This is a genomic window from Atopococcus tabaci DSM 17538, assembly GCF_000429585.1.
Taxonomy (GTDB): domain Bacteria; phylum Bacillota; class Bacilli; order Lactobacillales; family Carnobacteriaceae_A; genus Atopococcus; species Atopococcus tabaci.
On sequence record NZ_AUCD01000076.1, the window covers coordinates 1 to 10,202 of the forward strand.

The window sequence follows — 10,202 nt, forward strand, 5'->3', positions numbered from 1 at the left end:
TTTTCCCTACTATGACCTCGGCTGACTTCTCGCCATTCGTTGTTACTACTAAGCGCTGACGAGACCTCCCCGGGTAAGAACGACAACCTTCTGCTCATGTCACTGCTCCATTTACTGTACAGGATTCGGGCAGTATCGGACTTCACTTTGTTTAGCAAGCTCATCCGTCCTGATTCAGCCTTTGTATGAAGTTTCTGTTCGTCAGTGCAAGCATTTGCGTCCGTCTTCCTTCAGATTCCGCCTCACGGCGGACACCCTTGACTTTCGCTAACAGTTCCTACTGCCAAGTCTGTAGTGGACTTTCACCACCAAGTTGTCGCCCATGCCGGGCGCACTAAAAAAGTACGCTGCCTCTTTTATGGGCAGCGTACTTTTTTATTTAGATTGTACGGTTCTTTTGTCGTTAAAATCGTTCGGTATGATTATCCTGGCTAAAATATTTGGCGATAAAGATCAACATAACAATCCCTAATGTGTTGGCAATCGTAATAATCAAAAGCACTTCCGGAATAGGTGCAAAGTTGGCGCTCGCGATGATCATGCAGGCGGAAGTGTTGCGCTGTCCGGTGCCGACCGCTCCGACATCCGCAAATGGTCGATATCGTTTTTTCCTCCCATGAAAAATCCAATAGCCATGACAATGAGGACGAATACCACGCTTAACAAAATGGCTCCTTCTCCGAAGATTTGGATGACGCCTTCTGCTTCACCCACCAAGATGCCGATAATGACGATATATAAAGTAATGCCGCCCAGTTTGGCCACCCACGGCTGAATGGCGTCTGTGATTTTCGGTGCGAATTTATCGAGCAGCATGCCGAGGATAATCGGGAAAATCAACTGGCGGACCAAGGTGAAAAAGATTTGAAGGCCGTCGACAGATATTTCCGGCATCAGCAACGGCAGAACGATGGGGACGTATAAGCACGTGGCCAGTACGAGCACAAGCAGCAAACTGGCTCCCAACGCGATGTCGTGTTCGGTGTACTGCGTCAATTTAATTAGAAATGGTGCCCCGGCAGCCATGCTGAAAATGATTAATCCGATTTCCAGTTCCGGAGACACGGAAAACAGCTACAACAACAAGTACATCACCAATGGCGCAGGCACAAAGTTCGCCAACAGCATGCGCAGATAAAATTTCCAATCTTTCAAATACTCTGTCAAATCTTGGATTGTTTGAGTGAGTCCCACATTGAACATCGTGAGAAAGATAGGTAGGAAAAAGTTTCCGATACCGCCCATAATGTTTAAAAAATTCTGCATGATCAACCTTCCTTCTGTTTAGTGTTTTTTTACATGGAAGTATCGTAACAGACAACGGGGGTGACGCTGTAAAGAAATACTCTTTAAATTTCTTTCATACGAAAAGTCGGGCAGTGCCATGTGTGTTAAACTAAAGGAAAGAAGACGGCCCAACCAAAGAGAGGAGCGGGCGCGATGTTGGAACTGGTTTTTATCATCGTTGGAATGGTCGCTTTCGCTTGGAGTTTGTCAAAGGCAGGAGTCATTCTGGAACAATGGAAGAAGAAAAAATAGGAGAAGCGCGGATTCAAGTCCGGCTTCTCCTGTTTTTTTGATTTTATGACCAAATAATTGAAGGAAAGATGGGCAATTTGGTCGGATTTTGTCGCAGTGGACCAAATCCTGCTGAAATCTATTCTCGATTTGGACACCAATCATCCTTTTCGCCCAAATCATCATTAAAACTCAGCGAGATTTCGTCTCCAAATCTTCTTTTCGCTCACGAATTTTGTCGACAACAGCTCGAACCACGTAAGTAATGGGGATGCTCATCCAAAACAATGCGCTAAAAAATACAAAAGCATTGTCGGCAAGCCTTCCATTTTCGAAAAGAACCGATTGGCCTGTTAAGTAAGCTGACAGATGTAGGAGGCCGGGAACGAAAGCAACAAGACTTGCAAGGACAGGGTTTTCTCTCTTGCCGTAGTAAGCACCGCCAAAGACAAGCCGCACTACAAAATAGTTAGCAACTACGCTCGCTAAAATCATGGTTTCTTCTTCTGTGGATTGCGCCCATGGGTAATCCACAAAGTGATTTACAGCCAATAAAGCAAACAGGATACCAAAAGAATGGTACCCGTATTTGTACCGCAAAAATTTCTGATATTCATCAAATTCGCTTATCATCGTCTTCCTCCCAGAATAAATCATTTAGTATATTTACTTCATTTCTCTTTTTTTCTCTCTACTTTTATCCACCATTGTTCGTATGAGAAATACCATCGGAATAGCTAAACAAATGATTCCTACAAAGAGATGTAGAAAATCTTGACTGATTTTTCCATCGATAAAAATAGCGAAAGAAGGTGAGTGAACAAGGTAAAGGTAAATCAAACCCCAGAGAAAAGAATACAAAGATTGTCTCTTTGGGTTTTCGTATTTATCGAAAAACGCTCCTTGGTAAGTATTTTTGAGAACGTAATAACCTATGGAGATTTCCAGAAGAAACAAGGTTTCGATCGAGTAGGTTTCACCCCATTGAACGTTTAAGCTGTTCAATAAGGAATTCAGGAACAGAAGGATGGATAACAATAGAAAGGCCTGCGTACCGTTCTTATACCGTATGAACTTCTGGTATTCATCATATTCCCTCATCGTCATTCTCCTCCCAAAACAAATCGTTTAACGTGACATCCAATGTTCTGCAGATGCGGATGCATAAGTTGATCGTCGGATTGTAGTCGCCCCGCTCGATGGCGCTGATGGTCTGACGGGTGACGTCCACTGCATCGGCCAAGTCTTGTTGGGACATGCCCCATTTGGCTCGTTCCGATTTTAACCGCATATTTTTTGCCATAAGCTCTCCTCTTTGACGTTTATATTTTACGTTGTGTAAAATATACCATACATTCTAAAGGTTTTATAGGAAATGTACTTTGAATCCATGGAGTGGTAAGATAAAAAGAACAAAACAACAAAGGGAGCGGGGGGAAGCCATGGCCATCACCATCAAACGAAAAACCAGTTGGATAGGCACCGGGTCTGCGGTGACGATGAAAGTGAACGGGAACAATGCAGGGAAAATTGCGAATCACGAAGAAGTACAAGTTGAAATCCCCGAAGAGAACGCCACGCTCCAAGTGTCGCAGCTTGGCGGGAAAAGCCACGAGATAGAAGTGAGAGATGGGGATAAAGTCGAAATCACCACCACGAAAATGAGTGTGACCCTCTATTATTTGTTTTTCATCTGCCTGTATGTCGCCGGGTTTTCGATTCCGAATTTAGGACACAAAGTTGTATCTGTCGGGGTGCTGTTTTTGATTTTCAGCGCCAGTTATTTTTTCGTAGACCAATTTCAATTAAAAGTGATGGACGACACGGGAGGAAGAATAGATGGGGAAGCTTAAAAAGAGGTGGCCGGTCATTGTGGCAGCGATAGTGGTGGCAGAATTGCTCGGTCTGGGAGCGGATGAAAAAACAAATGGGGAAACAACCATAAGCGGTGCGGTGGCGACGGTGGAGGAGGCCAGCCAACACACAGCCGCCCTTGACAACGGAAAGTATACATACCGCTTGCAGACCACGGAACAAGAAGCCAGTGAGCATCGGGAAGAAGCGTACACAGAAGCCGGCCTCCCGACCTACATGGAGGATATGCTGACCGTCGATCTGGAGGAAGATGACATCAAAGCTGTGGAAATCAGACAAGAAGAGGAACACACGGTGTACACGTTTTTGTATACGGAAGAAAACGCAACAGGCTCGTATTTTTCCGCTTTGGAACAGGCGGTGGAGATGCAGCAGAACACCCGTTTTAAAGAAGCGAAAACCTCTATGACGGTGGACGAATCGGGTCTATTGACCCAGGTGCGTGCAGAACACACGGTGGAACAAACACTGGATGGAACGCTTCACACGGGCAAGACTTTGCGAGAAACAACTCTTGTGGATGACAACAACCCAACAATTGAAATAGAAGATCCCAGCAACTGAGAATGAAAAAAAAGGGGCGATGACTATGACCTTGCAACTAAAAACATGCACCGTGGCCGATATTCCGGTTCTTCGAGAAATCGGCATCGAAACCTTCACGGATACATTTGGCGCGCAGAACAAGCCGGAAAACCTGAATGACTACTTGAAAAAAGCGTATGACCCTGCCCAGCTTCAACGCGAACTGGAAACCGAGGATTCTTATTTCTATTTCTTATTGGACGATGAGGACATCGCCGGGTACATAAAGCTGAACATCAATGACGCACAGACCGAAGAGATTGCCGACCAGGCATTGGAAATCGAACGGATTTACATCCGGAAAAACCACAAACGCAAAGGATTCGGCCGTTTCCTAATTGAAAAAGCAGAAGAACTGGCCAGAGAAAAACAAAAATCCATTCTATGGCTGGGTGTGTGGGAAGAGAACCATCCGGCCATGAGGTTTTATGAAAAAATGGGCTTCAAACAAACGGGTGAGAGCCATTCCTTTTTCATGGGGGACGATGAGCAGACGGATTTGATTATGGCAAAGCAGTTGGATTGAGAGTGGACTCGTTCTATAATGAAAGCAACGTGGATTCATTTTGAAAGGGGAAAAACATGGGACTATTAGTAGATGGTAAGTGGCACGATAAATGGTACGACACAGAAAAAAGCGGCGGACGGTTTATCCGCCAGGAATCACAATTCCGCAATTGGATTACACCGGACGGAAGCGCGGGACCGACCGGTGAAGGAGGATTCCAGGCAGAGCCGGGACGGTATCACCTGTACGTATCCTTGGCTTGTCCGTGGGCGAACCGCGCCCTCATCATGCGGGCGTTGAAAGGATTGGAAGACATGATTTCCGTGTCCGTTGTGCATCCGGTGATGGCGGAAAACGGCTGGACGTTTGAACCAGGAGAAGGCGTAGTGCCGGATCCGGTCATCGACGCCGACTATCTATATGAAATTTATACGCATGTGGAACCGGAATACAGCGGCCGCGTGACCGTGCCGGTTTTGTATGACTTGAAGCAGGATAAAATCGTCAATAATGAATCTTCTGAAATCATGCGGATGCTGAACTCGGCGTTTGACGGAGTGGGCGCGAAAGAAGGGGATTACTACCCGGAAGCTTTGCGTGCGGAAATCGACTCGGTCAACGACAAGGTCTACCCAAACGTCAACAACGGCGTCTACAAAGCCGGGTTTGCAACGAAACAGGAAGTATACGAAGAAGAAGTCACCAATTTGTTCCAAACGCTGGATGAGTTGGAAGAACGGTTGGGCGAGAACCGCTACTTGGTGGGCGACACCTTGACAGAAGCGGACTGGCGGTTGTTTACGACGCTGATCCGGTTTGACAGTGTGTATTACGGCCACTTCAAATGCAACATCAAATGCCTGACCGAGTACAAGAACCTCTGGCGCTACACGCGGGAATTGTACAACTGGCCGGGAGTGGCGGAGACCGTGAATTTCCAACACATCAAAGACCATTACTACAAGAGCCACAAAAACATCAACCCAACCGGCATCGTACCGAAAGGACCGGAATTGGATTTTTCATTAGCCGATTAATCGAAAAGGAGCCGCCGCGATGAAAGAATCATCCGCAGCGGCTTTTTTTGCGGCTTGGGAAGAAGAATGGGGGAAACTCGCATCCGAATTTTACCTGAGTTGGGGTCAAAAGAAGGAATGAAGCCAACTCGTTGCGACATTTCCGCTGAGTTGACATCAAAGAAGAAGTTGACCACAACTCAGTTCGAAAACTACCCTGAGTTAAGGTCAAACGGATGGATGAAGCTAACTCAACTAATGAGCCCTGCTGAGTCAGGGCCATTATGGAATAGGGAATTGAAACTCGGTCCCATTTGCCCTAAACTGGGAAAGCAAGTCAGACAAAGGCTCAGCAAAAGGAGACGAGAGTATGACTACAGACTATGAAACTCAATCAAAAGAAGAGTTGATTTCAAAAATCGAATCTTTGACCCGGTTGAACCAGGAATTGCTGGATACATATCAAAAAGCGGAACGAATGGAATTCGGTTGGACTGGAAATTTGGGGCAGTGGTTTTGGGACGTTCCCGCCAATGACGTCACTTTCAACCCTTTAAAGGCAGAAGCACTGGGCTACATGCCGGAAGACCTACCGGAAAAAGTACCCTTTCAGTTTTTCACAGAGAAACTGCATCCTGATGACTATGAAGAAGTGATGCAGCAGATGCGGGATCACCTGGCGGGAAAAATTCCTGTATGGGAAGTCAAATACCGCATACAAGCCAAAGACGGTTCATGGAAAGTGTATCATGACCGCGGCCGTGTGACACAGCGGAATGACGAAGGAAAGCCGTTGTTTTTGACGGGCATTGTCTTTGACGTCACGGAAAACGAGCACGAACGCATGGAATTAAAAGCCCAAAACGAAAATTTGCTATCACAAGTCAAGGTAGATCCGGTGACGTCTTTGTACTCTCGGACAGCTTTATTGATGGAACTGGCGAAACAGACAAGCAAAGCTAAAAAACAAGAGCAAACTCTTTCTTTGCTTATTTTAAGCTTGGACAAATATGCGCAGTATGAAGAAAAACTGGGCATTGTGACGGCCGAAGAGATCATCAAAGAAACCGGACGAGTGGTTCAAAACGTCATTCAAGACAACCATGTGGCGGGAAGATACCGGGAAGCGGTGTTCTATATCTTGATGGAAGACACTTCTGAAAAGGAAGCCTATGAAGTTGCGGAAGCGATCCGGGAATCTGTGTCGACCACGTTGTTCGCAGTGCCTCGCGCCATCACGATAATCACCGGAATTTCTGTTTATTCTCCGGAAGAAACCATCAGTGAGTTGGTGCAAAACGCCTCTCAAAAATTGGTAGCCGCACAGAGACATGGTGGAAACCGGACCATTGTGTAACACAAACTGAACCAGAGGCAAGCTCCCCATTGTGGGGGCTTTTTTCTTTTTCGTGAATAAATCATGGTTTACCGGTAAACTAAAGGAAATATTTCCCAAAGGAGGGGCTCTGATGTATGTGCGCTCCATCACGTTTCCAACCCAGGAATCGGAATTCGATTTTTTTATCAACATCAAGCGGACGGTCTACGATTCGTTTACCCGTTTCAGATTTTATCGAAACGCCGATTTGAGCGGATTGATTTTGAACCGATCACCATTTTATACGGCGGAAACGGGTCGGGAAAGACGACCGCATTGAATGTAATTGCTGAAAAGTTGCGGCTGCACCGCGATTCGTTGTTCAACCAGTCCAATTTTTTCAATGATTATCTTGATTTTTGCACAGTAGAAACCGAAGCAGAAATCTCTCCTCACAGCCGCATCCTCACAAGCGACAATGTGTTTGATTTCATCTTGAATCTCCGCGCGCTCAACGAAGGCATCGACCAAAAAAGGGAGGAGCTGTTTGAAGAGTATTTGGACAACAAGTACGCACAGTTCCAATTGAAATCGCTGCAGGATTACGAAACACTCAAAAAAATCAACCAAGCCCGCCGCAACACCCAGTCCCGCTATGTTCGCCAGGAACTGATGGACAATGTCCGGGAACAATCCAACGGGGAGAGCGCGTTCCGCTATTTCATCGAAAAGATGGAAGAGAACGGACTGTATTTACTGGATGAGCCGGAAAATAGCTTGTCGCCGGAACGCCAGTTGGAACTGATGCAATACATTGAAGACTCCGCCCGATTCTTTGGCTGTCAGTTCGTGATTTCGACCCATTCACCGTTTTTCCTGACGATGCGGGGAGCGAAAATCTATGATTTGGATGCGGACCCTGTCGATGTGAAAAAATGGACAGAATTGAAAAATGTCCGCGCCTACTATGATTTTTTTCAACAACACAAAGAAGAGTTTGAACGGTGAAAGACAGCGAGTTTACTTCTTTTTTGATTTACTGCATAATAAAGAAAATATACAACGGAGGTGGCGGAGTGGACGAATTGATTGCCGTCGTTGTCCAATGGGTCAACCGATTGGACAAACGGGTCACCATCGGCATTTCAGGACATGGCGCAGCAGGAAAGACGACTTTTTCGACGCAACTCATCCAAAGGTTGGGCCAAGAAGTGGCTTATCTCAACGCCGATCCGTATATCATCCCATCGGATATCCGCCGCCACACCCAGATTGACTACGAGTTTGAAGGAAAGCGGTACCGCTCGAAGATGACCGCCTGCCATCCGAGCGCGCATCATCTCCTGTCTCTGGAACGCGATATCCGGATGTTGCGGGATGGATTGGACCTGTACACAATGGACGTGCCGTATTTGAAAAACGAACACCTCACGCCAAAGAAAGTGACCATTGTGGAAGGAATGAGCGCCGCGTTCTCTGATCCGGCACTGTTTGACTTGAAAATTTTTCTCTATACCGATGATGACACAGAACTGGCGAGAAGAACGAAGCGGGACATCGCAGAGCGCGGGGCGGATGCAGATTTTTTAAAGCGGTCCCACGACCAACGGCGCACCCAGTACAAGTTGTTTATGCATCCGTACAGTGATCGCGCAGATATCCTGGTGAAAACATCCCGTGCTGGAATAGAGGTAGAAAGAGCTGTTTTTCCAAATTGAGGAGGGATCAAATGTATAAAGACAACGACTTGATTCTCCGTCCAATCACAGAAGCGGATGTGGACAGCATCTGGGAACTGGTCTACAAAGACGAAGCGCCCGAATGGAAGAAATGGGATGCACCTTATTACCCACACTATCCAAAAACACACGAAGCTTTCATGGAAGAAGCCCATGAGTGGTTCAATCAGCAAAACCGTTGGGCCATCGAAGTGAAAGGGTCTGTGAAAGGTGTGGTGTCTTACTACTGGGAACACGAACCGTCGCATTGGCTGGAAATAGGCATTGTCCTCTATGAAACGGAAAATGGGGGACGGGGAATCGGCACCCGCGCCTTGGACTTGTGGATTGATCATTTGTTCCAAACGCTGCCGTTGGTCCGTATCGGATTCACCACTTGGTCCGGCAACCAGCGGATGATCCGGGTCGGGGAAAAGCTCGGCATGCAGATGGAGGGCCGAATCCGCAGAGCCCGTCTGTACAACGACATCTATTACGACTCCATTAAAATGGGGATGCTGCGGGAAGAATGGGAACAACATGAGGTAAAAAGAGGCAGATAAGGAGCGGATAGGATGAAGCACTTAGGAACAAGAGAACTGGAAACCGAGCGGCTGTTGCTTCGGAGATTGACCGTAGCGGATGCAGAGGCGATGTACCACAACTGGGCGTCAGACGAGGAAGTGACTCGTTTCTTGTCCTGGCCGGCCAATGAATCAGTTCAAGTGACGGAAGCCACGCTGCGGCACTGGGAGAGCGAGTACGCAAAAAATAACTACTACCATTGGGGAATCGTTCCTAAAGAAGTGGGCGAACCGATTGGAACCATCAGTGTCGTGGATCAAGACGATTCAACCGAGATGGTACATATCGGTTACTGTATCGGCAAACAGTGGTGGGGCAAGGGCTACACCTCTGAAGCGCTGAACCGGTTACTCCAGTTCTTTTTCGAAGAAGTGGGAGTGAACCGCATCGAGTCCCAACATGACACACGCAATCCCGGTTCGGGAAGAGTGATGGAGAAATGCGGCTTGCAGCACGAAGGAACTTCCCGGCAGTCCAGCCGCAACAACCAAGGCATCTGCGACACCGTGCATTACGCCATCTTGAAAGAGGACTATTTGATTGGCGCAAACTGAGAGCACAACTTTTTTTGAGTTTATGCCAATCAAGCGAATGAAGGAAACTGGGTGCTTAAAACTCACTGAGTTGTGGTTAAACGAGAGAATGAAACCAACTCAAATGAGAATGTCCACTGAGTTGCCCGCAAACAAAAGAATGAAGCCAACTCGATGAAGCCGGTATTATGGAGTTGCTGTCAAAAGAGGCTGGGACAAAAGCCACTAAATAAAAACGACGAGAAATTAGATTAACTAATTTTCTCGTCGTTTTTGCTATATATAATTAGGCATACAAAAAGCACCCTGATATAATATTAGTAACGACACTAAACATTAAAGGGGTGCTTTTTATGTACGTACAATATAACATGAATCAAACTTCACTTCCATTAGAATTATCTACTTGTATTGATCCCAACCATATTGTTTTTTCTATCTATAACTTTGTCGATTCATTAGACGATCATTACTTTAAAATTTTTGAGACTCAGGACGGTCGTCCTGCCTATCACCCAAAACCACTCATCATGTCTCTTCTTTATG

Annotated in this window: 16 protein-coding genes; 11 read left to right on the forward strand and 5 right to left on the reverse strand. The window is 46.5% G+C overall.

The annotated features are described in order from the left end of the window. Positions 1 to 537: 537 nt before the first annotated feature. The 5 genes from G470_RS0109925 to G470_RS0109950 all read right to left on the reverse strand — a co-directional run bounded on the left by G470_RS0109925 (position 538) and on the right by G470_RS0109950 (position 2,821). Positions 538 to 1,065, reverse strand: coding sequence for a bile acid:sodium symporter (locus G470_RS0109925; RefSeq protein WP_028274687.1), 528 nt, complete (start codon positions 1,063 to 1,065; stop codon positions 538 to 540). 9 nt (positions 1,066 to 1,074) lie between these two features. After that, a complete protein-coding gene (locus G470_RS0109930) occupies positions 1,075 to 1,266 on the reverse strand; it encodes a hypothetical protein (protein WP_028274688.1) in 192 nt (63 codons plus the stop codon). A 444-nt stretch (positions 1,267 to 1,710) separates the two neighbouring features. Beyond that, positions 1,711 to 2,151, reverse strand: a complete 441-nt coding sequence (locus G470_RS0109940; protein WP_028274689.1) for a hypothetical protein — start codon at positions 2,149 to 2,151, stop codon at positions 1,711 to 1,713. Positions 2,152 to 2,184: 33 nt separating this feature from the next. Continuing rightward, positions 2,185 to 2,619 (reverse strand): DUF6773 family protein, encoded by a 435-nt coding sequence (locus tag G470_RS14570; protein WP_028274690.1) that lies wholly within the window; start codon positions 2,617 to 2,619, stop codon positions 2,185 to 2,187. Continuing rightward, positions 2,606 to 2,821 carry a helix-turn-helix transcriptional regulator gene (locus G470_RS0109950; protein ID WP_028274691.1) on the reverse strand — a complete coding sequence of 72 codons (216 nt, stop codon included), beginning with the start codon at positions 2,819 to 2,821 and terminating at the stop codon, positions 2,606 to 2,608. Before G470_RS0109950 ends, G470_RS14570 begins: the two co-directional genes overlap by 14 nt. Positions 2,822 to 2,960: 139 nt before the next feature. Here G470_RS0109950 and G470_RS0109955 point away from each other — a divergent pair, with 139 nt between their 5' ends. The 11 genes from G470_RS0109955 to G470_RS14735 all read left to right on the forward strand — a co-directional run. Next, positions 2,961 to 3,371 (forward strand): hypothetical protein, encoded by a 411-nt coding sequence (locus G470_RS0109955; RefSeq protein WP_028274692.1) that lies wholly within the window; start codon positions 2,961 to 2,963, stop codon positions 3,369 to 3,371. Further along, positions 3,358 to 3,957 carry a hypothetical protein gene (locus tag G470_RS0109960; RefSeq protein ID WP_028274693.1) on the forward strand — a complete coding sequence of 200 codons (600 nt, stop codon included), beginning with the start codon at positions 3,358 to 3,360 and terminating at the stop codon, positions 3,955 to 3,957. The genes G470_RS0109955 and G470_RS0109960 overlap by 14 nt, the downstream gene beginning before the upstream one ends. Positions 3,958 to 3,982: 25 nt before the next feature. Next, a complete protein-coding gene (locus tag G470_RS0109965; protein ID WP_028274694.1) occupies positions 3,983 to 4,504 on the forward strand; it encodes a GNAT family N-acetyltransferase in 522 nt (173 codons plus the stop codon). A 56-nt stretch (positions 4,505 to 4,560) separates the two neighbouring features. Continuing rightward, complete coding sequence (locus G470_RS0109970; RefSeq protein WP_028274695.1) at positions 4,561 to 5,523, forward strand: glutathione S-transferase family protein; 963 nt, start codon at positions 4,561 to 4,563, stop codon at positions 5,521 to 5,523. Between the two features lie 349 nt (positions 5,524 to 5,872). Continuing rightward, positions 5,873 to 6,859 carry a GGDEF domain-containing protein gene (locus tag G470_RS0109985; protein ID WP_028274697.1) on the forward strand — a complete coding sequence of 329 codons (987 nt, stop codon included), beginning with the start codon at positions 5,873 to 5,875 and terminating at the stop codon, positions 6,857 to 6,859. Between the two features lie 112 nt (positions 6,860 to 6,971). Continuing rightward, entirely contained in the window at positions 6,972 to 7,160 is a 189-nt protein-coding gene (locus G470_RS14915) for a hypothetical protein (protein WP_240470671.1), read from the forward strand. After that, complete coding sequence (locus tag G470_RS13345) at positions 7,157 to 7,828, forward strand: AAA family ATPase (protein WP_240470672.1); 672 nt, start codon at positions 7,157 to 7,159, stop codon at positions 7,826 to 7,828. The genes G470_RS14915 and G470_RS13345 overlap by 4 nt, the downstream gene beginning before the upstream one ends. 68 nt (positions 7,829 to 7,896) lie before the next feature. Beyond that, positions 7,897 to 8,538, forward strand: a complete 642-nt coding sequence (locus G470_RS0109995) for a uridine kinase family protein (protein WP_028274698.1) — start codon at positions 7,897 to 7,899, stop codon at positions 8,536 to 8,538. Positions 8,539 to 8,549: 11 nt separating this feature from the next. After that, a complete protein-coding gene (locus tag G470_RS0110000) occupies positions 8,550 to 9,101 on the forward strand; it encodes a GNAT family N-acetyltransferase (RefSeq protein ID WP_028274699.1) in 552 nt (183 codons plus the stop codon). A 12-nt stretch (positions 9,102 to 9,113) separates the two neighbouring features. Further along, positions 9,114 to 9,677: a GNAT family N-acetyltransferase gene (locus G470_RS0110005; protein ID WP_028274700.1), complete on the forward strand. Its 564-nt coding sequence runs from the start codon at positions 9,114 to 9,116 to the stop codon at positions 9,675 to 9,677. A gap of 332 nt (positions 9,678 to 10,009) precedes the next feature. Next, on the forward strand, positions 10,010 to 10,202 hold a 193-nt coding region (locus G470_RS14735), incomplete at its 3' end, for a transposase (protein WP_205617923.1).

Excerpts from the sequence above, each read along its gene's own strand:
- G470_RS0109930 (WP_028274688.1), bottom strand. The coding sequence starts at position 1,266 with ATGCAGAATTTTTTAAACATTATGGGCGGTATCGGAAACTTTTTCCTA.
- G470_RS0109940 (WP_028274689.1), bottom strand. The coding sequence starts at position 2,151 with ATGATAAGCGAATTTGATGAATATCAGAAATTTTTGCGGTACAAATAC.
- G470_RS14570 (WP_028274690.1), bottom strand. The coding sequence starts at position 2,619 with ATGAGGGAATATGATGAATACCAGAAGTTCATACGGTATAAGAACGGT.
- G470_RS0109950 (WP_028274691.1), bottom strand. The coding sequence starts at position 2,821 with ATGGCAAAAAATATGCGGTTAAAATCGGAACGAGCCAAATGGGGCATG.
- G470_RS0109955 (WP_028274692.1), top strand. The coding sequence starts at position 2,961 with ATGGCCATCACCATCAAACGAAAAACCAGTTGGATAGGCACCGGGTCT.
- G470_RS0109960 (WP_028274693.1), top strand. The coding sequence starts at position 3,358 with ATGGGGAAGCTTAAAAAGAGGTGGCCGGTCATTGTGGCAGCGATAGTG.
- G470_RS0109965 (WP_028274694.1), top strand. The coding sequence starts at position 3,983 with ATGACCTTGCAACTAAAAACATGCACCGTGGCCGATATTCCGGTTCTT.
- G470_RS0109970 (WP_028274695.1), top strand. The coding sequence starts at position 4,561 with ATGGGACTATTAGTAGATGGTAAGTGGCACGATAAATGGTACGACACA.
- G470_RS0109985 (WP_028274697.1), top strand. The coding sequence starts at position 5,873 with ATGACTACAGACTATGAAACTCAATCAAAAGAAGAGTTGATTTCAAAA.
- G470_RS14915 (WP_240470671.1), top strand. The coding sequence starts at position 6,972 with ATGTATGTGCGCTCCATCACGTTTCCAACCCAGGAATCGGAATTCGAT.
- G470_RS0110000 (WP_028274699.1), top strand. The coding sequence starts at position 8,550 with ATGTATAAAGACAACGACTTGATTCTCCGTCCAATCACAGAAGCGGAT.
- G470_RS0110005 (WP_028274700.1), top strand. The coding sequence starts at position 9,114 with ATGAAGCACTTAGGAACAAGAGAACTGGAAACCGAGCGGCTGTTGCTT.